The 26,342-nt window shown below is 68.2% G+C and carries 24 protein-coding genes; 12 read left to right on the top strand and 12 right to left on the bottom strand.

The features are described 5' to 3' along the window. Positions 1-80: 80 nt before the first annotated feature. Both AC1RNC_RS07245 and AC1RNC_RS07240 read left to right on the top strand, forming a co-directional pair. Positions 81-1,943: an ABC-F family ATP-binding cassette domain-containing protein gene (locus tag AC1RNC_RS07245; protein WP_492884953.1), complete on the top strand. Its 1,863-nt coding sequence runs from the start codon at positions 81-83 to the stop codon at positions 1,941-1,943. Between the two features lie 92 nt (positions 1,944-2,035). Then, positions 2,036-2,434 (top strand): hypothetical protein, encoded by a 399-nt coding sequence (locus tag AC1RNC_RS07240; protein ID WP_492838687.1) that lies wholly within the window; start codon positions 2,036-2,038, stop codon positions 2,432-2,434. A gap of 54 nt (positions 2,435-2,488) precedes the next feature. Here AC1RNC_RS07240 and AC1RNC_RS07235 read toward each other — a convergent pair whose 3' ends face one another. The 4 genes from AC1RNC_RS07235 to AC1RNC_RS07220 form a co-directional block, all read right to left on the bottom strand. Further along, positions 2,489-4,963 carry an MASE1 domain-containing protein gene (locus AC1RNC_RS07235; RefSeq protein ID WP_492884951.1) on the bottom strand — a complete coding sequence of 825 codons (2,475 nt, stop codon included), beginning with the start codon at positions 4,961-4,963 and terminating at the stop codon, positions 2,489-2,491. A gap of 91 nt (positions 4,964-5,054) precedes the next feature. Further along, positions 5,055-5,399, bottom strand: a complete 345-nt coding sequence (locus tag AC1RNC_RS07230; RefSeq protein WP_492884949.1) for a peptidase inhibitor I78 — start codon at positions 5,397-5,399, stop codon at positions 5,055-5,057. After that, entirely contained in the window at positions 5,396-5,857 is a 462-nt protein-coding gene (locus AC1RNC_RS07225) for a DNA polymerase III subunit chi (RefSeq protein ID WP_492884947.1), read from the bottom strand. Before AC1RNC_RS07225 ends, AC1RNC_RS07230 begins: the two co-directional genes overlap by 4 nt. A gap of 2 nt (positions 5,858-5,859) precedes the next feature. Continuing rightward, entirely contained in the window at positions 5,860-7,341 is a 1,482-nt protein-coding gene (locus AC1RNC_RS07220; RefSeq protein WP_492838695.1) for a leucyl aminopeptidase, read from the bottom strand. Positions 7,342-7,568: 227 nt separating this feature from the next. Between AC1RNC_RS07220 and lptF the strand changes: the two genes are divergently transcribed. The 6 genes from lptF to rsmA all read left to right on the top strand — a co-directional run bounded on the left by lptF (position 7,569) and on the right by rsmA (position 15,639). After that, entirely contained in the window at positions 7,569-8,708 is a 1,140-nt protein-coding gene (lptF, locus tag AC1RNC_RS07215; protein ID WP_492838697.1) for an LPS export ABC transporter permease LptF, read from the top strand. Continuing rightward, the gene (gene lptG, locus AC1RNC_RS07210) at positions 8,705-9,811 is read left to right on the top strand and encodes an LPS export ABC transporter permease LptG (protein ID WP_492838699.1); all 1,107 of its coding nucleotides are present in this window, start codon (positions 8,705-8,707) and stop codon (positions 9,809-9,811) included. Before lptF ends, lptG begins: the two co-directional genes overlap by 4 nt. After that, positions 9,804-12,236, top strand: a complete 2,433-nt coding sequence (locus tag AC1RNC_RS07205; protein WP_492884945.1) for an LPS-assembly protein LptD — start codon at positions 9,804-9,806, stop codon at positions 12,234-12,236. Before lptG ends, AC1RNC_RS07205 begins: the two co-directional genes overlap by 8 nt. Before the next feature lie 179 nt (positions 12,237-12,415). After that, a complete protein-coding gene (locus tag AC1RNC_RS07200; protein WP_492884943.1) occupies positions 12,416-13,783 on the top strand; it encodes a peptidylprolyl isomerase in 1,368 nt (455 codons plus the stop codon). A gap of 11 nt (positions 13,784-13,794) precedes the next feature. Next, the gene (gene pdxA, locus AC1RNC_RS07195) at positions 13,795-14,796 is read left to right on the top strand and encodes a 4-hydroxythreonine-4-phosphate dehydrogenase PdxA (RefSeq protein ID WP_492884941.1); all 1,002 of its coding nucleotides are present in this window, start codon (positions 13,795-13,797) and stop codon (positions 14,794-14,796) included. 12 nt (positions 14,797-14,808) lie between these two features. Then, positions 14,809-15,639: a 16S rRNA (adenine(1518)-N(6)/adenine(1519)-N(6))-dimethyltransferase RsmA gene (gene rsmA, locus AC1RNC_RS07190; RefSeq protein ID WP_492884939.1), complete on the top strand. Its 831-nt coding sequence runs from the start codon at positions 14,809-14,811 to the stop codon at positions 15,637-15,639. A 111-nt stretch (positions 15,640-15,750) separates the two neighbouring features. Here the strand turns inward: rsmA and AC1RNC_RS07185 are convergent, their stop codons facing one another. Further along, a complete protein-coding gene (locus tag AC1RNC_RS07185; protein WP_492838087.1) occupies positions 15,751-16,155 on the bottom strand; it encodes a MerR family DNA-binding protein in 405 nt (134 codons plus the stop codon). Positions 16,156-16,225: 70 nt separating this feature from the next. On the opposite strand from AC1RNC_RS07185, the gene AC1RNC_RS07180 reads away from it, so the two are divergent. The 3 genes from AC1RNC_RS07180 to AC1RNC_RS07170 all read left to right on the top strand — a co-directional run bounded on the left by AC1RNC_RS07180 (position 16,226) and on the right by AC1RNC_RS07170 (position 19,303). Then, positions 16,226-16,972 carry a MauE/DoxX family redox-associated membrane protein gene (locus tag AC1RNC_RS07180; protein ID WP_492884937.1) on the top strand — a complete coding sequence of 249 codons (747 nt, stop codon included), beginning with the start codon at positions 16,226-16,228 and terminating at the stop codon, positions 16,970-16,972. A 68-nt stretch (positions 16,973-17,040) separates the two neighbouring features. Then, positions 17,041-18,708 carry a sensor histidine kinase gene (locus AC1RNC_RS07175; RefSeq protein ID WP_492884935.1) on the top strand — a complete coding sequence of 556 codons (1,668 nt, stop codon included), beginning with the start codon at positions 17,041-17,043 and terminating at the stop codon, positions 18,706-18,708. 337 nt (positions 18,709-19,045) lie between these two features. Next, on the top strand, positions 19,046-19,303 hold the full coding sequence (locus tag AC1RNC_RS07170; RefSeq protein ID WP_099577473.1) for a GlsB/YeaQ/YmgE family stress response membrane protein: 258 nt from the start codon (positions 19,046-19,048) through the stop codon (positions 19,301-19,303). Positions 19,304-19,344: 41 nt separating this feature from the next. On the opposite strand, the gene gmk is transcribed toward AC1RNC_RS07170, so the two are convergent. From gmk to fabD, 7 genes are all read right to left on the bottom strand, one after another. Further along, complete coding sequence (gene gmk / locus AC1RNC_RS07165; RefSeq protein WP_492884933.1) at positions 19,345-19,986, bottom strand: guanylate kinase; 642 nt, start codon at positions 19,984-19,986, stop codon at positions 19,345-19,347. Beyond that, complete coding sequence (locus AC1RNC_RS07160) at positions 19,979-20,860, bottom strand: YicC/YloC family endoribonuclease (RefSeq protein WP_492838092.1); 882 nt, start codon at positions 20,858-20,860, stop codon at positions 19,979-19,981. The genes gmk and AC1RNC_RS07160 overlap by 8 nt, the downstream gene beginning before the upstream one ends. 2 nt (positions 20,861-20,862) lie before the next feature. Beyond that, positions 20,863-21,981 (bottom strand): endolytic transglycosylase MltG, encoded by a 1,119-nt coding sequence (gene mltG / locus AC1RNC_RS07155; RefSeq protein ID WP_492884931.1) that lies wholly within the window; start codon positions 21,979-21,981, stop codon positions 20,863-20,865. Then, complete coding sequence (gene fabF, locus AC1RNC_RS07150; RefSeq protein WP_492884929.1) at positions 21,978-23,258, bottom strand: beta-ketoacyl-ACP synthase II; 1,281 nt, start codon at positions 23,256-23,258, stop codon at positions 21,978-21,980. The genes mltG and fabF overlap by 4 nt, the downstream gene beginning before the upstream one ends. Positions 23,259-23,440: 182 nt before the next feature. Continuing rightward, on the bottom strand, positions 23,441-23,677 hold the full coding sequence (locus tag AC1RNC_RS07145) for an acyl carrier protein (protein WP_004615098.1): 237 nt from the start codon (positions 23,675-23,677) through the stop codon (positions 23,441-23,443). Positions 23,678-23,814: 137 nt separating this feature from the next. Further along, positions 23,815-24,555 carry a 3-oxoacyl-[acyl-carrier-protein] reductase gene (gene fabG, locus AC1RNC_RS07140; protein WP_492884927.1) on the bottom strand — a complete coding sequence of 247 codons (741 nt, stop codon included), beginning with the start codon at positions 24,553-24,555 and terminating at the stop codon, positions 23,815-23,817. Between the two features lie 137 nt (positions 24,556-24,692). Beyond that, positions 24,693-25,637 (bottom strand): ACP S-malonyltransferase, encoded by a 945-nt coding sequence (gene fabD, locus AC1RNC_RS07135; protein WP_492884925.1) that lies wholly within the window; start codon positions 25,635-25,637, stop codon positions 24,693-24,695. Positions 25,638-25,801: 164 nt separating this feature from the next. On the opposite strand from fabD, the gene AC1RNC_RS07130 reads away from it, so the two are divergent. Beyond that, on the top strand, positions 25,802-26,335 hold the full coding sequence (locus AC1RNC_RS07130; RefSeq protein WP_492884923.1) for a peroxiredoxin: 534 nt from the start codon (positions 25,802-25,804) through the stop codon (positions 26,333-26,335). The last annotated feature ends 7 nt before the right edge of the window (positions 26,336-26,342 follow it).

Here is a 26,342-nt window from a genome sequence, read left to right as displayed (position 1 = left end):
GAAAAGTTGTGGATTGGGAGGTTGCGGGCTTATAGCCGGGCGCCTCCTCCCCGCCAACCCCGACGCGTAACCTTCATAAAATGCTTCAGATCCGTGACCTGACCTTCAACGCCTGGGGTCGGAAGTTCTTCGACCACGCCAGCGTCAGCCTGCCGCCGGGCGCCAAGGTCGGTCTGATCGGCCGCAATGGCGTCGGCAAGTCGACCCTGTTCAAGCTGATCCTGGGCCAGCTGCACGCCGGCGACGACGAGATCAGCCTGCCCAAGTCCGCGCGGATCGGCTCGGTGGACCAGGAGCACCCGGCCACGCCGTTCACCCTGCTGGATACGGTGCTGGAGGCCGACGAGGAGCGCCACGACCTGCTGACCCGGCTGGAGACGGCCGATCCCGAGGCGATGGGCGAGATCTGGGCCCGGCTGATCGAGATCGATTCCGACGCCGCCCCCGCCAAGGCTTCGGAAATCCTGGTGGGCCTCGGCTTTACGCAAGATGACCTGGCGCGGCCGATGAGCGAGTTCTCCGGCGGCTGGCGGATGCGCGTGGCCCTGGCCGCGGCGCTGTTCGCCGAGCCGGACATGCTGCTGCTGGACGAACCGACCAACTATCTCGACCTGGAAGGCGCGCTCTGGCTGGAAGCGAGGCTCCAGAAGTACCCGCACACCGCCCTGATCGTCAGCCACGACCGCGAGCTGCTCAACAACAGCTGTACGCACATGCTGCATCTGGCCGGCGGCAAGCTGGAACTCTACACCGGCGGCTACGACGACTTCGAGAAGCGCCGCGCCGAGAAAGCCCGCTTGCAGCTGTCGGCCAAGGCCAAGCAGGACGCCGAGCGCGCCCACCTGCAGGCCTTCGTCGACCGCTTCAAGGCCAAGGCCTCCAAAGCGGCGCAAGCGCAGTCCCGCATGAAGCGCCTGGCCAAGATGGAGCCGGTGGCCACCACCATCGAGGAGCGCGTCGCGCCCTTCACCCTGCCCTCGCCGCCGCGCCCGCTGGCGCCGCCGCTGATCCGCCTTGAGCGGGCCAATGTCGGCTATGAGGAAGGCCGCTCGATCCTCAAGAACCTCAACCTGCGCATGGACCTGGACGACCGCATCGGCCTGCTGGGCGTCAACGGGGCGGGCAAGTCGACCTTCGCCAAGATGATCGCCGGCGCGCTGGGCGTGCAGTCGGGCGAATTCCACCGCGACCGCAAGATGAAGGTCGGCTGGTTCCACCAGCACCAGATCGAGGCGATGGACCCGGCCGACACCCCGCTGGAAATCATCCGCCGGGCCATGCCGGACGCCTCGGAGAGCTCGCGCCGCTCGAAACTGGCCCAGTTCGGCCTCGGCTTCGAGAAGCAGGAGACCACGGTCGCCAACCTGTCGGGCGGCGAGCGGGCCCGACTGCTGCTCAACATGGTGGCGATGGACGCGCCGCACATGCTGATCCTCGACGAACCGACCAACCACCTGGACATCGACAGCCGCCGCGCCCTGCTGGACGCGCTGAACGACTATATGGGCGCGGTGATCCTGATCACCCACGACCGCTCGCTGATGGAGCTGGTCGCCGACCGCCTGTGGCTGGCCGCCGACGGCACGGTGAAACCGTTCGACGGCGACATGGACGACTACGCCAAGTTCGTGCTGGACCGCGCCAAGCAGGCCGTGAAGCCGACCCAGGTGGCCCGCGAGCCCGAACCGGCGGCTTCCGCGCCGAAGAAGTCCGTCGCCATCGAGCCCCTGAAGCGCAAGATCGAGGCCGCCGAGCAGGTCGTCATGCGCACGACGCGGCAGGTGAACGAGCTGGAAGCCCAGTTGGCCGACCCTCAGCTTTATAAGAATCCCACCAAAGTGGCCGAGCTGACCAAGCGCCGCGACAACGCCAAGGCCAAGCTGGACGACGCCGAGGCGACCTGGATGACCCTGGCCGAGGAACTGGCGGCGGCGGAGGCGTGAGCTTCACCGGAGACATCGAGGGTTTAGGGTAAACCCTCGTGAACCAAGAAGTTTAGCGCTTCCGCGACACCTGTGGGCGCAGGGTGCCCGCCATGAGCACCGCCCATCCTCGCAACCATGTCGTGGCCAATCCGGAAGGTTTGTCCGCGTCCGTCGTCCTGGAAGCGTTCGCCGACTGGGTGAACGCCCGGATTGGCGAGGCCATGCGGATCGAGATGGACCTGGCGTTCCGCGACCGCCCTTTCGACATCGAGGTCGGCCGCGCGCCGCCCCTGGTCGGCTGGGAGCATAGGTTCATCCAGCCCGGCGCGGCCGCGCCGAAGGGCAAGATGTGGACCGTCTACCGTCTGCACGACCAGGAAGGCCGCCCCGCTCACCTGCCCCACTCGGGCGACATGGCCGAGGACCTGACGCCGCTGCTGGGCGAGTTGGGCTATCTGGGCGTGTTCGAGGACGGCGTGGCGATGTTCCCGGGCGTCGGCAAGCGCTAGCCGCCTATTGTGGTCCCAGGGCGGCGTTCCCTTGAACCTCCACGACAGCCTCGCCTAGACGGTGGCGGGGATCGGTTCGCTCATGGCCTGGGCCAGGGTGGACAGCAGCGACATCACCGTCAGCGGCTTGGGCGTCGCGCCGTCGAACACCGGGTCCAGCGGTCCCGACCGCACATCGGCCGAGAAGGCGATGATCGGCGCGCCGGCGCTGGGCCCCCGCTCGGCCCGGATCCGCTGGGCGGCCGAGACGCCGTCCAGCCGCGGCATGCGCAGATCCATCAGGATGGCGTCGTAGGTCTCCGCGGCCGCCGCGGCGACGCCCTCCTCGCCGTCTCGGGCCTCGGCGACCTCGACTCCGACCGCTTCAAGCACCGAACGGACCAGTTCGCGGTTGCCGGCGTTGTCATCGACCACCAGCACGCGGCTGCCCGGCGGCGGTAACGGAACGAGGTCGTCATGAGAGGCCTCATCGTCGGTCTGGGCGACATCGGCCGGAATCTCGAACCAGAAGCGCGCGCCCTTGCCCTCCTCGCTCTCGACACCGATCTCGCCGCCCATCAGTTCGACCAGCCCCTTCGAGATAGCGAGGCCCAGGCCGGCGCCGCCGTGCTGGCGGTTAAGGGCCGCGTCGATCTGCGAGAAGCGGGCGAACAGCAGCGCCTGATCCTCGGCCGCCACGCCGCGCCCGGTGTCGACCACGGCGACGCGCAGCCGGTTCTCGTGGTGAAAGGCGGCAAGGCTGACCTTGCCTGCGTCGGTGAACTTCACGGCGTTGCCGACCAGATTGACCAGCACCTGGCGCACGCGCTCGGGGTCGATCATCACCTGGGCCGGCAACGTCGCGAGGCCATCGGCGTCCAGGGTCAGGCCCTTGGCCATCGCCCCGGCGCTCGTCAGCTCCAGCACCTCGGCGACCAGATCGGCGACGCCGGTCGGTCGGACGTTCAGCGCGATGCGTCCGGCCTCCAGCCGCGAGAAGTCGAGGATGTCGTTGATCGTCGTCAGCAGGGTCTGTCCCCCGGCGGCGATGCGGTCGAGGTAGCGCCGGGCGCGCGGCGACAGGTCGGGCTCGTCGGCCGCCAGGTTGGCGAAGCCGATCACGGCGGTCAGCGGCGTGCGCAACTCGTGGCTCATATTGGCCAGGAACTCGCCCTTCACGGCGGCCGCGGTCTCGGCCTCGGCCCGGGCGGCGCGCAGGTCCAGCTCCAGGGTCTTGCGGGCGGTGACGTCGCGGATGATGTCGGTGATGCCGGTGGGGACGCCGGTCAGCGGGTCAAAGGCCAGGGTCGGCCGCGACTCCAGCCAGATCATGTCGCCGTCCTTGCGGAAGGCGCGGTACTCGACGGTGGCGGCCGGAGGGGCCAAGGCCGCGTCGCGGCACTCGCGCTGAACGCGGACCACCTCGCCGATCTTGGCCAGGTCGTCGGGGTGCAGGGTCTTCATATAGCCCGTGCCCAGCAGGTCCTCGGGCGGATAGCCCATGATCGAAAGGGCGGCCGGCGAGATGTAGGTCATCTGCCCGTGCAGGTCGCTGTGGGCGATGATGTCCAGGGCGCTCTCGGCCAGCAGGCGGAACTTGGCCTCGCTGCGTTCGGCCGCGGCGCTGGTCTCGACCAGCTCGGTTATGATCGCGCGGCGCTGGCGCTGGAAGGCGGCGACCGGCAGGGCGACGAAGGTCGAGACGGCCAGGAACAGCTGCAGCACGGCCGACTGCGTGGCCGGGCCCGACAGGATCAGGTGGATGGGTCCGTGGCCCGCGATGGTCAAGACGAGCGCGATCGCCGCCACCAGCACCACGCCCAGGACCGCGCCCAGCACCTCCTGGCGCCACGCCGCCAGCAACATGACTGGCGGCACCAGGAACAGGAACGGATACTTGGTTTGGCCGAAGACGGCGGCGGTCATCAGGCCGCAGGCGACGATCGACAGCGCCCCGTCGCGGGTCAGGGGGCGCTCGCGCAGATAGAATTTGGCCTTGAACAGGACCAGCAGGCAGGGGCCGACGGTCAACATGCCCAGGATGTCGTTCAGCACCCAGCCGGTGACGTTGCTCAGGAGGTCGCCGCCGCGCAGCAGCGTGTAGATCGACGACGCGGCGCCCCCCACGATCACCGGGGCCATGAACCCGCCCAGCAGGACGAAGGCCAGCATGTCGCGCGGTCGGCCCAGGTCGATCGCCTCGCCCGTCATACGGCGTACGGCGACCGCGGCCAGCAGCGCCTCGGAGATGTTCAGCGTCACCAGGATGGCGTTGATCGTCGGGCTGTCGCCCGCGTGGGCGCCGGCCGCCAGGGCGCCCAGAAGCCCGCCGACCACCAGAGCCGGCCAGCGCCGCGACGGCGACGACAGCAGACACGCGGCCAGGAAGCCGTTCGACAGCCAGATCGGCGAGATTTGACTATAAGCGCGGGGAATCTCGACGCAGAGATAGGCCAGGCCGGCAAAGCCAAATGCGACGCCCAAAGCGGCCAGAAGCGTGGCCGCTAAGTCATCGCGAGTCTTGGGCTCGATCGTTGGCTGGTCGACCATGCTCTGAACCGGCCGGTCAGGAATCTCCGGTGGATTCGGTTATTTCATCCGATCCGGGAAAACGCCAGAAAAGCTTGGCATAACGCGATTTCTAACCGCATTTGACCTCTTGGACGACGCCTGTGTCGGCGTTGAACAGGATGTTCAGGCGGTCGGCGCGGTAGTCCATCGTCACCGGGCAGGTCGTGCAGGCCACGCGCCAGCGGGAGGGGTCGACCGGAGCCGGCAGGCTGGTGCGCGACTTGCCGACGAAGGCCTGGGCGTCCTTCAGTCCGCACTGATCCTTGGCGGCCTCGGCGACCGGCGGCTTGGCGGGCAGCGCGATGGCCGGCGGCGCGGTGGGCGTGCTGGGCGGCGGCGGCGGGGCCGGCTCGGGCGCGCTGGAGCACGAGGCCAGGATCAGACCCAGCGCCATCGCCGACAGTACCCGCTTCATGCCTGCTTCTCCCAACCGCGTTCGGCGCCCTGGCGCCAGTAGGACACCGGATGCCCGGCCTTCTTGAAGACGGACCAGCGTCCGCGCGCCATGGCCAGCGCCTGATCATCCCGGCCGTCGAACAGCAGGATGCAGCGCGACACCCCGGTCAGATCGCCCGGCTCGGCGCCGTCGATCAGGAACAGCGCGTCACCGGCGTTCGGGTTGCCGTCCTCGGCGGTCAGCAGCACCGGCTGGCGCTCGGCCATCGGCTCGCTGGACAGGCCATGCGGCAGGAAGCTGTCCTCGCGCCAGGTCCAGAGGTGCTGGTCCAGCGCCTCGATGCGCCGAGGATCTCCGCCGCGCACCAGCGCCTTCCAGCCCCTGCCCAGCGTCTTTTCCAGAAGCTCGGGCAGCACCGCCTCGAGCGGCGAACGCTCCAGGTGGTAGAACCAGACCTCGCACGGCGCGGCGGTCATGCTCAGCCTTCGTAGGCGTCGGCGACGAGGCGGTTGAGCAAGCGAACGCCGTAGCCGGCCGCGCCGTCCGGCACGGTCGGGTCGGTCGAGGGCTTCTTCCATGCGACCGAGGCGATGTCCAGGTGCGCCCACGGCACGCCGTTGACGAACTTCTGCAGGAACAGGCCCGCCGTGATCGAGCCGGCCGGACGGCCGCCGATGTTCTTCATGTCGGCGATCGGGCTTTCGATCTGCTTCTCGTAGGCGGCCGGCAGCGGCAGGCGCCACAGGCTCTCGCGTTCGGCCTTGCCGGCGGCGAGAAGTTTTTCCGACAAGCCATCGTTATTGCTGAACAAACCGGCGTAGTCATGCCCCAGCGAGATGATGATCGCGCCGGTCAGGGTGGCTAGGTCGATCATGAACTGCGGCTTGAAGCGGTCCTGGCAGTACCAGAGGGCGTCGGCCAGCACGAGGCGGCCTTCGGCGTCGGTGTTGATGACCTCGATCGTCTGCCCCGACATCGAGGTGACCACGTCTCCGGGACGCTGGGCGTTACCGTCCGGCATGTTCTCGACGAGACCGAGAATACCGATGGCGTTGACCTTGGCCTTGCGGCCGGCCAGGGCGTGCATGACGCCGGTCACGGCGGCCGCGCCGCCCATGTCCCACTTCATGTCTTCCATGCCGTCGGCCGGCTTGATCGAGATGCCGCCGGTGTCGAAGGTGACGCCCTTGCCGACGAAGGCGATCGGCTGGGCCGATTTGTCGGCCGCGCCCGTCCACTTCATGATGACCAGCTGGCTCTCGCGGCGGCTGCCCTGGCCGACGCCCAGCAGGCTGCCCATCCCCAGCTCGGCCATCTGGGCCTCGCCGAGAACCTCGACCTCCAGGCCCAGGCTCTCCAGGCTCTTGGCGCGGGCGGCGAACTCTTCCGGATGCAGGATGTTGGCCGGCTCGGAAACGAGGTCGCGGCTGAAGACGATGGCGTCGGCCAGGGCGGCCAGCGGCTCATAGGCCTTCTGGGCCTTGACCGGATCGGCGGCGGCGACCTTCACCACCTGGACCGAGGGCTTCTTGTCGGCCTTCTCGGTGGTGCGGTACTTGTCGAAGCGATAAGCGGCCAGGCGCGCGCCGAAGGCGGCGCGGGCGGCGCTCTCCGCGTCAGCGCCCAGCTTCAGGACCAGCTCGGTGACGCCCGTGGTCTTGATGGCCTGATAGGCCGAGGCGGCGGCGGTCTCGACCGCTTCCGGCTCCACCGCGCCCGAACCGTCGACGCCGACCAGCACCAGGCGGGCGGCTTCCAGGCCATGGGGCGCGACGACGTCCAGCGTCTGGCCCTTGGCGCCGGTGAAGCGGCCGCCGGCGATGGCGCGCGCCAGGGCGCCGCCGGTCGACTCGTTGGCGGCCTTGGCCTCCGGCGACAGGGCCGCGCCCTCATGAGCCAGGACCGCGAGGGCGGCCGTGGCGCCGGCCTGGGTGTCGACGGGGACGAACTCGATACGCATGCCGCGCTCCTGCAGTTGGGCGACTTCTATGTGACGCGTCACGACGCGCCGCCACTCAATCTTGAACTAGGCGGCATAGTCCAATGCCGCGCCATAGAAAAGGCTCCGTTGGGCCGCACTCGGCACAGCTAAGTCAGGTCCCCCGTTGTGTCGACGCGAAGCCCCCGTGTAGAACGACCCATCTTCGGGGTTCGTCCCACGAATCCATCCGCCCGAACCCCCACTCGATGCGCCTCATAGAACGCTATCTCTTCCGGCAGTTGCTAGGCCCGACGCTGCTGGCGACGGCGGCCCTGGTGGCGCTCGCGCTGTTGGCGCGCAGCCTGTCGGAGTTCGACGTGCTCGTGGAACAGCGCCAGAGCGCGCTGGTGTTCCTGAAGATCATCGTCCTGGCCCTGCCCCAGCTTCTCGGCATCATGATGCCGCTGGCCCTGTTCGTGGCCGCGCTGGTGGCGCTGAACCGTCTGCACACCGAGCAGGAAATCGTCGTCTGCTTCGCCGGCGGCATGAGCCGCTGGAGCGTCATCTCGCCAGCCATGCGCCTGGCGGTAATCGCGGCCCTGGTGTCGCTGGTCTCGGGCCTGTGGCTGCAGCCCTGGAGCGCCCGCCAGATCCGCGAGACGTCCTTCGACATCAAGACCGATGTCGCCTCGACGCTGGTCCAGCCAGGCCAGTTCACCGAACCGGGTCCGGGCCTGACGGTCTATGCCCAGTCGATCGACCGCGACAACAAGATCCAGAACCTGTTCATCCACCAGGACACGGCCAACGGCGGCGCCTCGACCTATTCGTCGCGCGAAGCCGAGATCGCCACCCGCCGGGGCGAGCCGGTGCTGATCATGCGCCATGGCTCCAACCAGCAGTTCTCGCGCCAGGGCGTGCTGCAGTACACCTCGTTCGACGAGTACACCTTCGACCTCTCCAGCCTGTCGCACACCGACGAGCTGCTGCACTACAAGATCGCCGACCGCTATCCGCACGAGTTGTTCTTTCCCGACCTGACCCAGGACTGGGAGCAGCGGAACAAGGGCAAGCTGCTGGCGGAAGGCCATTCGCGCTTCGCCGCCCCGCTCTACAACATCGCCCTGATGACCATGGCCCTGGCGGCCGTGCTGGGCGGCTCGTTCAGCCGCATGGGCTACGGCAAGCGGATGGCCGCCGTCGGCGCCGCCGCGGCCGTGGTCCGCATCGTCGGCTTCGGCGTGCAGGCCGCGTGCGAGGACAACGCCTGGCTGAACGTCCTGCAGTACATGGCGCCGCTGGCCGCCACGTGGTGGGGCCTGTCGCAGGTCTTCCGCCAGAAGGTCTCGCCGCGCCGCGCCGCCCGGATGGCCAAGGCCGCCCCCGCCCTGTCGGGGGCCGCGTGATGCTGACCATGGGCATGCTGGAACGCTACGTCCTCAAGCGCACCATGAGCGCCCTGGTGGCGGCCCTGGCCGTGCTGGGCGCGATGGTGATGCTGATCGCCTTCGTCGACATCGCCCGCAACGTCGGCACGCGGGCGGACGCCAGTTTTTTCCAGCTTCTGTATCTGACCTTCCTGCAGGCTCCCGCCACCATCCTGGTGCTGGCCCCGTTCGTCTTCCTGTTCGGCACCATGTGGGCCTTCGTCGAGCTGAACCGGCGCAGCGAGCTGATCGCCATGCGCGCGGCCGGGGTCTCGGCCTGGCGGTTCATCATGCCCGCCGCGATGGCCTCGTTCTTCATCGGACTGCTGAGCATCACCCTGCTCAACCCGCTGACCACGGCCATGACCGCCAAGTTCGAGACCGAGCGCGATCGGGTCATGAATGGCTACCTGAAAGAGGCCCCCAAGGGCACCTGGCTGCGTCAGGGCGACGACAAGACCCAGATCGTCATCCGCGCCCGGGACCGGGACCTGATCGACGGCTCGGTGCGCCTGCGGGGCGTGTCGCTGTTCGTCTACACCCTGAACAACAAGGGCGTGATGGACTTCACCCGCCGCATCGAGGCCAATGAGGCGCGGCTTGAGCCGGGCTTCTGGCGCTTGACCGGCGTGCGCGAGGCCACGCCCGGCGCCGGGGCGATCCGCTCCGACAGCCTGTCGATCCCCTCCAATCTCGACGACCGCACCGCGTCGGAGCGCTTCAATACGCCCCAGGCCGTGGCCCTGTGGCGGCTGCCCGCGACGATCCAGCGGACCGAGGACGCCGGCTTTTCGGCCGCGCCGTTCAAGCTGCGGCTGCAGCAGGACCTGGCCACGCCGATCCTGTTCGCCGCCATGTCGGTGCTGGCGGCGGCCTTTTCGCTTCGCCTGATGCGGCTTGGCGGCCTGGCCGCCCTGGCCGGTTCTGGCGTCGCGCTGGGCTTTGGGTTCTTTTTCTTCAACGAGCTATGCAGCACCTTGGGCAAGGCCGACGTTCTGGCCCCGTTCATCGCCGCATGGACACCGCCAACCGTCGCGCTTTTGGCGGGCTTCACTTTGCTTTGCTATACGGAAGATGGGTGAGTCATTGCTGCCAGGGTCATTCATGACTGAAACGCGTCCCAGCGTCCCGTCCGCCTGCCGCGCGCTGCTGTTCAGCGGCGCGGCCTGGCTGGCGTTCGCCTGCGCGGGCGCGGCCCACGCTCAGCAAAGCCTGGCCACGATCCCGCCGACGCCGGTGGTTCCCGCCGCCCCTTCCGACGGCCTGACGGACGAGGGCTATTACCTCGAATCCGACCTGCTGATCCGGGACGACGTCAACCAGATCATGACGGCGCGCGGCAAGGTGCAGAGCCGCTATCAGGGCCGCACGCTGCGCGCCGACGAGGTGATCTACAACGCCAAGACCGGCGAGATCACGGCCAACGGCCACGTCCAGCTGATCAATCCGGACGGCACCGCCGAGTTCGCCGATCACATGGAAGTCGACAAGGACATGAAGGCGGGCTTCGCCCAGAACTTCGCGGCCCGTCTCGACCAGAACATGAAGATCGCCTCGGTCACGGCCGTGCGGCGCAACGCCAACATCCAGGAACTGAACCGGGCGATCTACACCCCCTGCGAGGTCTGCGCCGAAAAGCCGACGCCGACCTGGTCGGTCTCGGCCGACAAGATCGTGCAGGATAAGCAGAAGCAGCTGATCTACTACAAGAACGCCACCATCCGTCTGTGGGGCGCGCCGATCCTGTACATGCCATTGTTCTGGCATCCGGATCCGCAGGCCAAGCGCAGCTCGGGCTTCCTAGCGCCGAAGATCGACTTCTCCAAGGGCCGGGGCACCTCGTACAACCAGCCCTACTATTACGTGATCTCACCGTCGTCGGACGTGATCATCGCCCCGCAGATCAGCACGGGCGTCAATCCGTTCCTGAACGTGAACTACCGCAAACGCTTCTACTCGGGGGCGATCGAGGCGCGCGGCGGCTTCACCTACGACAAGGACTTCGACATTCACGGCGACCGATTCGGTCAGTCGACCGCCCGCAGCTACATCCTGGCCAACGGCAAGTTCGACATCAACGAGAAGTGGAAGTGGGGCTTCACGGCCGAGCGCGTCTCCGACGCCCTGCTGTTCGACAAGTACAAGATCAACGACGTCTATGTGCAGCGTGGCCTGTTCACGAGCGACGACCACCGTCTGACCTCGCAGATCTACGCCACCCGCCAGGACGCCCGGTCGTGGTTCTCGGTGACGGCCGTCTCGATCCAGGGCCTGCGCGTCGTGGGCATCAATCCGACGACCAACTCGGCGAACGCCTTCGAGAACAGCGGCGCCTTCCCGTTGATCGGCCCGCTGGTCGAAGCCCGCTGGGAACCCGACACCCCGGTCCTGGGCGGTCGTCTGCGCCTGCAAGGCTCGGGCGTCATGCTCAACCGCTCGGAGTCGCAATACGGCGAACCGCCCTACTACCTGCCCGACTACAAGGGCCAGAACGGTGTCGATTCCAGCCGCGCCAGCTTCAAGGCCGACTGGCGCTCCAGCACCATCGTCGGCAACGGCCTGAAGGTCTCGCCCTTCGCCCAGGCCCGCGGTGACGCCTATTCGATCAAATCGTACATCACGCCGGCCGCGGCGGCCTTGGGCGACAGCGACAACGACACCTACACCCGCGCCCTGGGCGTGGGCGGCGTGGACCTGAGCCTGCCGTTCTACAAGCCGCTGAAGAACGGCGGCAACGTCGTGCTGGAGCCCCTGGCTCAGGTGGCCGTGGGTTCGGACAGTTCGCGCGTGCCCACCATCGTGGCCCGCAACGGGACCACGACCTACCTCTACAACGAGGACAGTGCGACGCTGGAGTTCGACGAAACCAACCTTTTCTCGGCCAACAAGTCGCCTGGCTTCGACCTCTATGAGGGCGGCCAGCGCCTGAACCTCGGCGGCCGCGCCACCTACACCCTGCCGGGCGGCCGCAGCGGCAGCATTCTGGTGGGCCGCAGCTTCCGGTCGAAGTTCGATCCCCTCCTGCCGGCCCGCACCGGCCTGCAGGAAAAGTCGTCCGATTGGGTGGTGGCCGCGACGGTCACGCCGGTCCGCGGCATCACCGCCTTCGCCCGCACGCGCCTCGACTCGGACACCCAGGAGATCAAGCGCCTGGAAACCGGCGTCGACGCCTTCACCACCCGTGGCTACGCCTCGGTCCGCTACCTGAAGGACGAGCTCGATTCCAACGGCAGCCGCCAGGAGAGCTTCGAGGCCCGCGGCGAACTGAAGGTGACCAAGCACTGGTCGCTGACCACCTACGGCGCGCGCGACATGGTCGCCGACGTCTGGCGCCGCCGCGACCTCGGCGTCGCCTACCAGGACGACTGCATCCGCATCGACGTGATCTACCAGCAGCAGGACCGCTACGCCTCGACGGCCACCGGTCTGCGCCTGCAGCCTGACCATACGATCGTGTTCAGCCTTTCGTTCGCCACATTGGGCGCAGCAGGATACGTGACCAAATGAGTGAACACGGCTTGGGGGGGCGTGCCGCGTCCGCGCGCGTCCGCCCGGTGTGTCTCGGGGGCGACGACCGCTCGGTCGACCAGGGGGAAACGTCAGATTTGGCGTTCGTCACTTCGGAAAACGTGATAACCGACCGCGCCCGCCGGGTGCGGCCAGGGACTAGAGGAACGACACTATCCATGCGGTCTGCGCGTAGCGTCACGACTTTCGCGGCCGGCGCCGCGTCCATTCTCGCCCTGACCGTGGCGAGCCTCGGCCTGCCCGCGCAAGCTCTTCAGGCGCAAGAGGCGGCTCCGCCTCAGGTCGCGGCCCCGCCGGCTCCGGCCGCCGCGCCGCCGGCGCCCGCCAACCCGCTGTCGGAAAGCGTGGCGGCGGTCGTCAACGACGAGATCGTCTCCAGCTATGACCTGATGCAGCGCATGCGCCTGCTGATGGCCACCTCGGGCATGCAGGCCACCCCGGAGAACCTGCCGCAGATCGAGCAGGAAGCCCTGCGCTCGCTGATCGACGAGCACCTGCAGATGCAGGAGCTCAAGCGCGTCGAGAAGCAGCAGAAGATCTCGATCATCTCGACCGACAAGGAAGTCGACGAGCAGATCGGCGACATCGCCCAGTCCAACAAGATGACCGCCGAGCAGCTGAAGCAGTCGCTGGTCCAGCAGGGCATCGGCCTGGACACCTGGCGCGCCCAGCTGCGCGCCGACTCTTCGTGGCAGGGCTGGATCCAGGGCCGCTACGGTTCGCGCCTGCGCATCGGCGAAGACCAGATCAAGGCTTATCAGCGCCGCCTGGCCGACGCGGCGGCCAAGCCGCAGTACCAGGTCAGCGAGGTCTTCCTCGACGCCGCCCGCGTCGGCGGGATGGAGGTGGCGACCAACGGCGCCGCCCAGCTGGTCAACCAGATGCAGCAAGGCGCGCCCTTCGCCGCTGTCGCCCGCCAGTTCTCGGCCTCGGCCACGGCCGCCAACGGCGGCGACGTGGGCTGGGTCAGCCCGGGCGAGATGCCGCCGGAAGTCGACGCCGCGCTCGAAGAACTGCGCCCCGGCCAGCTGTCCAAGCCGATCGCGGTCAAGGACGGCGTCTATATCGTCTATCTGCGCGACAAGCGCGCCGGCTCGAAGACCGCGATCGTCGACCTCAAGCAGGTCGCCGCCCCGCTGGCCGCCGACGCCACCGAGGCCCAGGTCGCTGCGGCCACCAAGCTGCTGACCGACCTGAAGCCCAAGATCGCCAACTGCACGAGCCTGGAAGCCACCGCCGGCAAGGTGGATGGCCTGGTCGCCGGCGACCTCGGCGAGGCCGAGATCACCGACCTGGCCCCCGCCTTCCAGGAAGCGGCCAACAAGCTGGACGTCGGCCAGATCTCGGATCCGATCCGCACCGACGCCGGCATGCACCTGATCGCGGTCTGCGGTAAGCGCCAGGGCGGCGCCAACGCCCCGTCGCACGATCAGATCGAGAACCGCCTGCGCGGCCAGCAGCTGGCGCTGATCTCCAAGCGCTACCTGCGCGACCTGCGCAACCAGGCGACCATCGAGACCCGATAGGCCAGAACCCAGTGACACTCCGCCCGCTCGCCCTCAGCGCTGGTGATCCCGCCGGCGTCGGCGCGGAGATCATCGCCAAGGCCTGGGCCGCCCTGCGCCAGGACGGTCCGGTCTTCGTGGTGGTGGGCGACGCCCAACTGCTGGCCTCGGCCGGCGGCGGGGTGAAGGTCCGCGCCGTGACGGGTCCCCACGAGGCCGCGGGCGTCTTCGCGCAAGCCCTGCCGGTTATCGACATCCCCCTGCTCTCCCCGGTCGTCTCGGGCCAGCCCTCGCCGACCTATGCGCCGCAGGTGATCCGCTGGATCGAGACCGGCGTGGGCCTGGCCTTGTCCGGCGCCGTCTCGGGCCTGGTCACCGCGCCGATCGCCAAGGCCCCGCTCTACGAGGCCGGCTTCAAGTTCCCCGGCCACACCGAGTTCCTGGCCGAGCTGACCGCCGCGGCGACCTTCGACGGCGCGCGCGGTCCGGTGATGATGCTGGCCGCCGGCGACCTGCGGGCGACGCTGGTGACCATCCACACCGCCATCGCCAAGGTCCCGGCCGCCCTGACCGTCGAGAGCATCGTCAACAGCGGCCTCGTCACCGCCCAGGCCCTGCGCCAGGACTTCGGCGTCGAGCGGCCCCGCCTGGCCGTCGCCGCCCTAAACCCGCACGCCGGCGAAGGCGGAGCCCTGGGTCGCGAGGAGATCGAGATCATCGCCCCGGCCGTCCGCACCCTGAAGGACCTGGGCGTCGACGCCTTCGGGCCAGCCCCGGCCGACAGCCTGTTCCACCCGGCCGCCCGCCTCGGCTACGACGGGGTGCTGTGCATGTACCACGACCAGGCCCTGATCCCGGTCAAGATGCTGGACTTCTGGGGCGGCGTGAACATCACCCTGGGGTTGCCGATCGTGCGCACCTCGCCCGACCACGGCACCGGCTTCGACATCGCTGGACGCGGCCTCGCCCGTCCCGATAGCCTGATCGCCGCCATCAAGCTGGCGGCCGACATCGCCGCCCGCCGGGGCGCCTGAAAGATAGAGACGATGAGCCTGGCCGACCTGCCGCCCCTGCGCGAGGCCCTGGAGCGCCACGACCTGCTGGCGCGCAAGAGCTTCGGCCAGCACTTCCTGCTGGACCTGAACATCACCCGCAAGATCGCCCGCCTGGCGCAAATCGGCGAAGGGGATGTCGTGGTCGAGGTCGGTCCGGGCCCCGGCGGCCTGACCCGCGCCCTGCTGGAGACTGGCGCCAGGGTCGTGGCCATCGAGAAGGACAGCCGCTTCCTGCCCCTGCTGTCCGACCTCGCCGAGGTCGCCGACGGCCGCCTGGAGCTGGTCGAGGGCGACGCCCTGAAGGTCGACGCGCTGAAGGCCGCCGGCGGGCCGGCTCACGTCGTCTCCAACCTCCCCTACAACGTCGGCACCCAGCTTCTGATCAACTGGCTCACGGGGCCCTTCAAGCCGCTGTCGATGACCCTGATGTTCCAGAAGGAAGTCGCCGACCGCATCGTCGCGCATACCGACGACGACGCTTACGGCCGCTTGGCCGTGATCTCCCAGGTGCTGTGCGACGCCAAGACGGTCATGGACCTGCCCGCCAAGGCCTTCACACCGCCGCCCAAGGTCGCCTCGGCCGTGGTTCGCCTTGTGCCCAAGGCGGACCCGCCGCCGGCCGACCTGATCGCCGCCCTCGAACGCGTCACCGCCGCCGCCTTCGGTCAACGCCGCAAGATGCTACGCTCCAGCCTCAAGGGGCTGGGCGGCGGCGAGCTGTGCGAAAAGGCCGGCATCAGCCCCGACGCCCGCGCGGAGGTCATCGACCTGGCCGGCTTCCTGGCGCTGGCGCGGGCGAGCCTGAGCCAAGCTTCAGCTTAGGTTCATCTGGACGGATGCTTCCTGGCTAAACACCGCCAGGGAGGCTCCCATGATCGTCCGCCTGTCCATCGCCTGCGCCCTGCTCGGCTTCTCGGCCCTGGCGATCTTGGTCTAGGCGCCCTCGAACGCCGCGATGATCGGGCACGGGCCAGTGTCGGACGCCGCGCAGGCGCGCGCCAGCTTGTCGAGGGAGGCCCGCGCCGCCCGCAGTTCGGCGATCTTCTCATCCAGCGCCGCGATCCGTTCCCGCGCCAGGGCCCTGGCGCGCGCGCGGTCCTCGCCGGAGTCCAGCGCCAGCAACTCGCCGATCTGTTCCAGCGTGAACCCGGCGCCCTGCGCGGCGCGAATGAACTTCAGCCGCCGTAGGTCCTCGGCGTCGTAGCGCCGAATGCCGCCGGACAGCGCCGAACCGCCGGACTTGTCGGGCGTTCGCAACAGACCCCGCCGCTGGTAGTAGCGCACCGTCTCCACCCCGACTCCGCCTTCGCGCGCCAAGGTCGCGATCGTGTTGGCCATGCCTTGACTCCGTACCATGGTACGGACCCCACATGGGGCGGACCCAGTCGCGCGCCAAGGAGTTCAAGCGATGAGTCCCGTGAAAACCGCCGTGTTGTATCGCATGGTCATGCCCGGGCACGTCTGCCCCTATGGCCTGAAGGCGATGCACCTGCTGAAGGCCAAAGGCTATGTCGTCGAGGATCATTGGCTGAAGACTCGCGCCGAGACCGACGCCTTCAAGGCCGAGCACGACGTCAAGACCACGCCCCAGGCCTTCATCGACGGACAGCGGATCGGCGGTTACGACGATCTGCGCCGACATTTCGGCGCGAGGGTCCGCGATCCCAAGGCGCTGACCTACACCCCGGTGATCGCCGTCTTCGCCGTCGCCGCCCTGATCGCCCTGGCGGCCAGCCAGGCGGCCTTCCATACGCCCCTGACGGCGCAGGCCGCCGAGTGGTTCGTGGCCTTCTCCATGAGCCTGCTGGCCATGCTCAAGCTGCGCGACGTCGAGACCTTCTCGACCATGTTCCTGAACTACGACCTGCTGGCCCGCCGCTGGGTTCCATACGGCTATGTCTATCCTTTCGCCGAGCTGACGGCCGGGGTGTTGATGGCGGCCGGCGTGCTGACGGGATTTGCCGCGCCCTTGGGCCTGTTCATCGGCGGCGTGGGCGCGGTTTCGGTGTTCAAGGCGGTCTATATCGACAAGCGCGAGCTGAAATGCGCCTGCGTTGGCGGAGACACCAACGTGCCGCTGGGTTTCGTGTCCCTGACCGAAAATTTGCTGATGGTGGCGATGGCCCTCTGGATGCTGACCCGTCACCACGGCTAATCTGCCCCGAAATCTATTGACGGTGGGGCCGGCGCTCTCGAGCCTTGGCCAGGCGAAGTGGGGCGAATGTGACTATCAAAAGCGCGGTGAAGGCGCCATCGACGGTTGCGCGGCGCTTGCTCTTCATGGCGCTGACCCTCGCGGCCCCCGCCATCCTGCTGATGGGCGCGCTGGCGGCCCAGCAGTATGCGGAGGGTCAGCGCCGCTTCTCCACCCAGTTGATCGCCATGACCCGGGCCCTCTCCCTGGCCACCGATCGCCAGATCGGCCAGGGACAGAGCATTCTGCAAGGCCTGGCCGTCTCGCCCGCCCTGGCCCAAGGCGACCTCGCCACCTTCGAAAAGCAGGCTCGCGAGGCCGTGGAGGGGCGCGAAGGCTGGATCGTGCTGATGACCCACGACGCCCAGTTGATCAACACGCGGATAGCCCCGGGCCGGCCGACGCCCTACGCCCCCGTCTCGCCCACGTCCTGGCGCGAGATGACCACGGGCAAGTCGAACGTCAGCAACCTGATCCCGCGCCGGGGGGCCGGTCCGATCATCGGCGTGAACATGCCCGTCCTGGTCAACGGCAAGCTGCTGGTGCTGGCCTATATGCAGCAACCGGCGGCCTTCCACGCCCTGATGACCGCCCAGACGTTTCCCGAGACCTGGACCGCCAGCATCGTCGACCGCAACGCGGCCCTGGTGGCGCGCTCGCGTGATCAGGAAAGTATGGTGGGCAAACACGCCAGCCTGGACATGCGCCAGGCCATGGCGCGGGCGAACGACGGCGTCGTGCGGACCCACACCCTCGACGGCGTCCAGACCCTGTCGGCCTTCAGCCGCTCGCCGACCTATGGGTGGACCTTCATCGTCGGGGTGCCGCGCGAGGAGCTGAACAGGACGGTGCTGACCTCGCTAGGCCCCGCCATCGCCGGCGCCGCCCTGCTGATCGCCCTGGGCGTGGCGGCGGCGCTCGCCTTTGCCCGCCCCATCTCGCGCGACGTCCGGGGCCTGGTGGCCGAGGCCGAGGCTCTGGCCTCCGGCCGGCCGCTGGATCCGGCCCCCTCGCACCTGCAGGAGATCGCCGAGGTGCGCGGCTCGCTGCGGGCCGCCGCCGCCATCCTGCGGGCGCGTGACGACGACGCCCGCCGCGCCGCCGAGCGCCAGCAGCTGATGATCAACGAGCTGAACCACCGGGTGAAGAACACCCTGGTGGTGGTCCAGTCCCTCGCCCGCCACAGCCTCCGTGAAGGCGACCAGAACGGCCTCGCCCAGTTCAACGATCGCGTCTACGCCCTGGCCTCCGCCCACGACCTGCTCACCCGCCGCAACTGGGAAGGCGCGGACCTGGGCGAGTTGCTGGCCGAGGCGCTGAAACCCTATGCCAGCCAGGTGAGACTGGACGGGCCGCCCCTGCCCCTGGCGCCGAACGCCGCCCTCGCCTTGGCGATGATCTTTCACGAGTTGGCCACGAACGCCTCGAAATACGGCGCGCTGTCGATCGAGACCGGCCAAGTCGCCGTATCCTGGAGTCTGGGCGGCCATACCCTGTTGACCGTCGAGTGGCGCGAACGCGGCGGCCCGCTGGTCAGGCCGCCCGAACGCGGCGGGTTCGGCTCGCGCCTGATCGCCGCCAGCCTCAAGGGCGACCTGGCCGGCTCGGCGACCTTCGACTACGCCCCCGAGGGCCTGACCTGCGTGATGAGCATCATCGCGCCCCCCCAGGCCTCTTTGGCGAAAGGCGCCGCCTGAGCGGGCGAAGCCAAGACCGATCGTCGCAGCGCCCCCTTGTCGCCTTGGCTTGGCCACAGCGCGTCTGCAATAGCTCTCTCAATCATCTTTGTTTGACGCGCGATGGCCGCCGAACCCGGCGTCCACTTTCGGCTATCGCGCTCCCGAGGAAGTAGCGATGGATCTGACATTCCTGATCGGAGCCGTTCTGGGCTCGGGGCTCTTCATCGCGTTCGGCCGACCGCCGGCCGAAAAACTGATCGCCCTCGTGCAGGCGCGCATACGCGGGAACTAACGTGACCGTCCGGGACTTGATTGGGCAAGGCCGCACAGGGCGGCCGCTCACGGAGTCCCTACGATGTCCATTCTCGCCTGGCTCCTTCTGGGCCTGATCGCTGGCTTCATCGCCAGCAAGCTCGTCAACCGTTCCGGCAGCGGCGTGCTGCTCGATATCGTGCTCGGCATCGTCGGCGCGTTCGTCGGCGGCTGGCTGTTCAATCAGTTCGGCAATGGCGGCGTGTCGGGTTTCAACCTGTACAGCCTCGCCGTCGCCACGATCGGCGCCGTCGTCATCCTGGCGCTGTACCACCTGATCTTCGGCCGTCGCGCGCTTTAGGGCGAACGGCCTCGGCGGCGGGTGAAAGCCCGCCGCCGAGCTTAGATCTCTTCCTTGAGAAGGTCGCCCACCAGGTCGCCGATCCACGGGTTACGAGCCCGCTTCAGACGTTCGGCGTGATAGATGTGGGCCAGGTCCGAATAGGCCCGATCGAAATCCTCGTTGAGAATGACGTAGTCGAAGCGCTCCCAGTCGGCGACCTCGTCCTTGGCGCGCGACAGACGGCGATGGATGACCTCCTCGCTGTCCTGGCTGCGCGCGTGCAGGCGGCGGCTCATCTCGGCCAGCGACGGCGGCAGGATATAGACCAGCACGCTGTCTTCCCCGGCCTGGGCATGGACCTTCATGGCGCCCTGGAAATCGATGTCGAACAGGGCGCTTTCGCCCCGCTCCAGGGCCTGCATGATCGGCGGCTTGGGGCTGCCGTAGAAGTTTCCGTAGACCTCGGCCCACTCCAGGAACGCGTCCTGGTCGATCATGGCCTGAAACGCTTCGCGGGTGACGAAGTTATAGTCGCGGCCATCGTGCTCGCCCGGCCGCGGCTCGCGCGTGGTGTAGCTGATCGACAGGTGCAGGTCGTTGTGGTCGGCCACCAGGCGGCGGGTCAGCGAGGTCTTGCCGACGCCCGAGGGCGCGACGACCATCAACAGCAGGCCGCGGGTATTGTGGTGGGGTTTATTCAACGTTCTGGACCTGCTCGCGGAACTGTTCGATCACGGCCTTCAGCTCCAGACCGATCGCGGTCAGAGCGGTCAGGGCCGATTTCGAGCAGAGGGTATTGGATTCTCGCATAAATTCCTGGGAGAGGAAGTCGAGCCTGCGGCCCGACGCGCCCTCGCCGCAAAGAAGCGCGCGTGCGGCCGCGACGTGGCTGGCCAGACGGTCGAGCTCCTCGCGCACGTCGGCCTTCACGGCCTGGACGGCGGCTTCCTGGACGATGCGCTCTTCGGAAGCGGCCTCGCCGATCAGATCGGCCATGCGGCGGGCGAAGCGATCCTTCAGAATGGCGGGCTGACCGGAGGCCTCGTGTTCGGCCTGGCGGGTCAGATCCTCGATTCTGTCGATCAGGCCGTTCAGCACCGGATCGAGGGCCGCGCCTTCCTCCAGGCGGGCGATTTTCAGGCCATCAAGGGCCTGGCCGATCGAGGCGGCCATGCCGGCCTCGACGGCGGCGCGGGTCTCGGCGTCGTCCTCGTCCTCGCGGGCCTCGATGACGCCCTTCAGGGCCAGCAGGCCGTCCAGGGCGGGCTTGGCGACCATGCCGGTGGCCACATAGGGCCCACCGGCGGTCAGATAGCGCTCCAAGACCGCTATATTGACCTGGGTCTCGCCCGAGGTCTCGGCGCGCTTGGCCTGGACGTTGAGCGTCAGCTGGCCACGCTGGAAGCGGCCTTGGGAGCCTTCACGCGCGGCGCGCTCCAGGCTCTCGAAGCCGGGCGGACCGCGAAAGCGGGTCTCGAGATTGCGGCCGTTGACGCTGCGGGCCTCGACCGCCCAGGTCCAGGCGCCGTGGGCGCCTTCGACCCGGGCGAAGCCCGTCATCCCCGAAATCGACATGCCTAGCCCCCCGCCAGCGGCTTGGCGGCCGGCGGGGCCGCAACCACGGGCGCGCCGGCGCCGGCGCGGTTGCGTTCGATCTGGCGCCACTTGGCGACGTTGGCGTTGTGCTGCTCCAGCGTCGAGGCGAACACGTGGCCGCCCGTGCCGTCGGCGACGAAATAGAGGTCGTTGGTCCTGGCCGGGTTCAGCGCCGCCTCCAGGGCCGCGCGGCCTGGGTTGGCGATCGGCGTCGGCGGCAGGCCTTCGATCCTGTAGGTGTTGTAGGGCGTGAACGCATCCAGCTCGGACCGGCGCAGGCCGCGGCCCAGCGGACGGCCGCGCGAGATGCCGTAGATCACGGTCGGGTCGGTATCCAGGCGCATGCCGGTGCGCAGCCGGTTGATGAACACCGCGGCCACCTGCGGCCGCTCCCCCTTCACGCCCGTCTCCTTCTCGACGATCGAGGCCATGATCACGGCCTCGTCCTTCGACTGGTAGGGCAGGCCCGACTGGCGGTTGGCCCACAGTTGGTTCAGCAGCTTGTCGCGGTCGTCCATCATCCGCTTGAGCACGGCGGCGCGGTCCTCGCCGCGCTGGACCTCGTAGGTCTCGGGCAGGATCGCGCCCTCGGGCGGGGTCGCGGCGCTGCCTTCCAGGATGTCCGACTTGGCCAGGATGTCCATGACCATGTCCGAGGTCAGGCCTTCGGGAATGGTGATCCAGTGGCGGACGATACGGCCGTGGCGGACGGCGTCCAGCACCTGGGCCATCGAGGCGCGGCTGGCGAACGCGTATTCGCCGGCCTTCAGCGTCCGGGCCGCGCCCGTGACCTTGGCGGCGGTCATGAAGATCGACGAGGAGCGGATCACCCCGCCCCGCTCCAGGCTGGAGGCGATCTCCGGCAGGCTGGCGCCCTTGCGCAGGACGACGGTGGTCTTGTCGCCGGCCTTGGCGGCGGGACCGGGGCCGTTATAGATCCAGGCCGCGCCGAGCAAGGCGACCATGCCGATCACGGCCAGAGTCGCGACGGCGCCGAAGACGGCGCGGATCAGCCGCCGCCCCACGGATGCGGTTTCGCGACGGTTCGCCCGAGCAGGCGAGCGCTTGGGCGCGCGGGAGGCGGACGGCTTCTTACTCACGAGACCTTCTTGAACACCACGGTGGCGTTGGTGCCGCCAAAGCCGAAGCTGTTGGACACCGCCACGTCGATCTTCATCGGCACGGCCTTGTTCGGCGCCAGGTTCATGGCGACGTGAACGTCGGGATTGTCGAGGTTGATCGTCGGCGGGGCGATCTGGTCGCGGATCGCCAGGATCGAGAAGATCCCCTCGATCGCGCCGGCCGCGCCCAGCAAGTGGCCCGTCATCGACTTGGTCGAGGACATGACGACGTTCTTGGCGTGGTCGCCCAGGAAACGCTCGACGGCGCCGGCTTCCAGGCCGTCGGCCATGGTCGAGGTGCCGTGGGCGTTGATGTAGTCGATGTCCGAGGGCTTGAGGCCCGCGTCCTTGATCGCCGACGCCAGCGCCCGGCCGCCGCCTTCGCCGTCTTCCGACGGCGCGGTGATGTGGTGGGCGTCGCCCGACAGGCCATAGCCGACCACTTCGGCGTAGATCTTCGCCCCGCGCGCCTTGGCGTGCTCGTATTCTTCCAGCACGAGGGCGCCGGCGCCCTCGCCCATCACAAAGCCGTCGCGGTCCTTGTCATACGGACGCGAGGCCTTTTCGGGGGTGTCGTTCCAGTCGGTGGAGACGGCGCGGCAGGCGATGAAGCCGGCGATGCCGACCTTGCAGATCGCCGCTTCGGCGCCGCCGGCCACCATCACGTCGGCGTCGCCGTACTTGATCAGGCGCATGGCGTCGCCGATGGCGTGGGCGCCGGTGGCGCAGGCCGTCACGACCGCGTGGTTGGGGCCCTTGAAGCCGTACTTGATCGAGACCTGGCCCGAGATCAGGTTGATCAGGGCCGAGGAGATGAAGAACGGGCTGACCCGGCGGGGCCCCTTGGCTTCCAGCTCGAGCGCGGTGTCGGCGATCGTCGACAGGCCGCCAATACCCGAACCGAGGATGACGCCCGTGCGCCACCGGTCCTCGTCGGTCTCCGGAACCCAGCCCGAATCCTTGACGGCCTCGTCGGCCGCGGCGATGCCGTACAGGATGAAATCGTCCACGCGCTTCTGGTCGCGCGGGCTCATGGTCAGGTCGGGGTTGAACGAGCCCTCGACATCCGGACCGCCGCCGCCGCGTCCATCGACGCGCGGAACCTCGCAGGCGACCTTGCAGGCATAGTCGGTCGGATCGAAGGCCGTGATGCGGTTGGCGCCGGACTTGCCGGCGAGGATGTTCTTCCAGGTAACGTCAACGCCGTGGCCCAGAGGGGTCAGCAGGCCGATACCCGTGACGACAACTCTACGCATGGATCACTCCCAAACCTTCGATGCGGGACGCGGGATGTGGGGAACTTCCCCTGTCCACGCCAGCCGCGAATCCCTGGCCTAAAGTATTTTGAGCCTCAAACGAAAACCGCCGCGCGCACGATGGCAAGAGCCCGTGCGACGCGGCGGAAATGGTCAGGTTCGACTAGCGAACTCGACGCCTTTTAGGCGGTCTTTTCCGTGATGAACTTCACGGCGTCGCCAACGGTCTGGATGTGCTCGGCGGCGTCGTCCGGGATTTCGATGTCGAACTCTTCTTCGAACGCCATCACCAGCTCAACGTTGTCGAGGCTGTCGGCGCCCAGATCATCGATGAAGGAAGCCTTCTCGGTGACCTTCTCGGGATCGGCATCCAGGTGTTCGATGACGATCTTACGCACGCGCTCGAGAATGTCGGACATTCTGTTCAGTCCCTCATTATGAAATTTCGGCCCTCGGACATTGAGGCTGCGCCTCGCGGTCCGCGGGAAGTGTCGGGCTCCGCCTATCATGTTCCTTTTCGGCTTGCTAGCGGCAGACCGAAGGAGCGACGGCGGTTTTAGATCATGGCCATGCCGCCGTTGACGTGCAAGGTCTGACCGGTGACGTAGCCGGCCTGGTCGCTGGCGAGATAAACGCAAGCCGCCGCGATGTCGCTCCCCTCGCCAAGCTTGCCGGCGGGAATGGTCGCCAGGATGCCGGCCTTCTGCTGCTCGTTCAGCGAGTCGGTCATCGGGCTGGCGATGAAACCGGGGGCCACGCAGTTGACGGTCACGCCGCGGCTGGCCAGTTCCTGGGCCAAGGCCTTGGAAAAGCCGATCATGCCGGCCTTGGAGGCCGCGTAGTTGGTCTGGCCGGGGTTGCCGGTCACGCCGACCACCGAGGTGATGCCGATGATGCGACCGGCGCGGCGCTTCATCATGCCCTTGGCGGCGGCGCGTGAAAGACGGAAATAGCCTTCCAGATTGACCTTGATGACGGTTTCCCAGTCCTCGTCCTTCATGCGGACAAGCAGGCCGTCACGGGTCACGCCGGCGTTGGCGATCAGGATGTCCAGCGGCGCGCCGGCGGCTTCCTCGGCCTTGGCGACCAGGCCGTCGACGGCGGCGGAGTCGGAGAGATTCGCCGCCACGAACGACACGCGCTCGCCGAACTGGGCGGCCAGCTCCGCGAGGGCCGATTCGCGGGTGCCCGAGAGCACGACATGGGCGCCCTGCTCGTGCAGGGCCTTGGCGATGGCGCCGCCGATGCCGCCGGTGGCGCCGGTGACGAGAGCGGTCTTGCCGGTCAGATCGAACATTTGAAGTTCTCCGTGTCGGAGGGAAGTGGGTGAATTCCTCGTCCTTCGACAAGCTCAGGATGAGGATTTCAAACAAGCCGCCGATGCAATCGTCCTCATCCTGAGCCTGTCGAAGGACGAGGACGACGCAATGCGGTTCAGAGCGAGGCCGCGAAGGCTTCGAGATCGGCGGGCGTGTTGAGCGGGGTCGCCTCGGAGTCCGGAGCGATCCGCTTGGCCATGCCCGACAGCACCTTGCCGGCGCCGGCCTCGGCGAAGCGCGTGATACCGCCCTCGGTCGCCAGCCAGGTCATGCTCTCGCGCCAGCGGACGCGGCCGGTGACCTGCTCGACCAGCAGCTTACGGATGACGTCCGGGTCGTGGACCGGGGCGGCGGTGATGTTGGCGACCAGCGGCGCGCGCGGGGCGATGATGGTGGTCTTTGCGAGAGCCTCGGCCATCTCGTCGGCCGCCGGCTGCATCAGCGGGCAATGGAACGGCGCCGAGACGTTCAGCGGAATGGCCCGCGCGCCCAGCTCCTTGGCCTTCTCGATGGCCTTGTCGACGGCGGCCTTGGCGCCGGAGATGACGACATTGCCGTTGTTGTTGTCGTTGGCCACGACGCAGACGCCGACCTCCGAGCCGGCCGCGGCGGCCGCTTCGGCCAGGGCCAGATCCGTTTTCGGGCCAATGAGCGAGGCCATGGCGCCCTCGCCCACCGGCACGGCGCGCTGCATGGCCTGGCCGCGCAGCTTCAGCAGGCGCGCGGTGTCGGCCAGGGTGATGGCGCCGGCGGCGGCCAGGGCCGAGTATTCACCGAGGCTGTGACCGGCCACGAAGGCGGCGCGATCGATGCCAACGCCGAACTCCTTTTCCAGCGTGCGGGTGACCGCGAGGCTGACGGCCATCAGGGCCGGCTGGGCGTTCTCGGTCAGGGTCAGGTCGCCTTCGGGACCGTCCTTCATCAGCGCGAACAACTTCTGGCCCAGGGCGTCGTCGACCTCCTGGAAGACCTCGCGGGCGCTGGCGAAGGCCTCGGCGAGATCGACGCCCATGCCGACCGACTGGCTGCCCTGGCCGGGGAAAATGAAGGCGATGCTCATGGTGGCCCGCTCCGTCTTTGCAGATTCAAGGGCCGGAGGGTTAGGCGAAAGGCCCCATCGGGGCAAGTGCGGCGGGCGGGCGCCCAGTGCTTGCAATTAAGAGGCGGCCACATCCAAAGTGCGCCCGCCAGCGTAGCTGGGCCATCCTTCCTCGGAGTCGCGCCATGAAACTCATCCTCGCCGGCGTCGCCGCGTTCGCCCTCGCCGCCGCTTCGCCCGCCCTCGCCGCCCTCAAGGTCGGCGACAAGGCCCCCGACTTCACCGCCAAGGCCGCCCTGGCCGGCAAGGACTTCGACTTCAAGCTGGCCAACGCCCTCAAGAAGGGTCCGGTGGTGCTGTACTTCTTCCCAGCCGCCTACACCGCCGGCTGCACCGCCGAGGCTCACGAGTTCGCCGAGGCCACGCCCGAATTCGAAAAGCTGGGCGCCACGGTGATCGGCGTCACGGCGGGCAATGTCGACCGCATCAAGGACTTCTCCAAGGAGCACTGCCGCGACAAGTTCGCGGTGGCCGCCGCCGACAAGGCGCTGATCAAGAGCTACGACGTGGCGCTGATGGTGAAGCCGGACTGGTCGAACCGCACGTCCTATGTGATCGCCCCGGACGGCAAGATCCTGATGTCGTACACCGACGGCAACTTCGCCGGCCACGTCACCCAGACCATGGACGCGGTGAAGGCCTACAAGGCCAAGAAGTAGCCGGGCC

The organism is Caulobacter sp. GW822-FHT01G02 (genome assembly GCF_058802865.1).
This window is presented reverse-complemented; position numbering and strand designations above follow the sequence as displayed.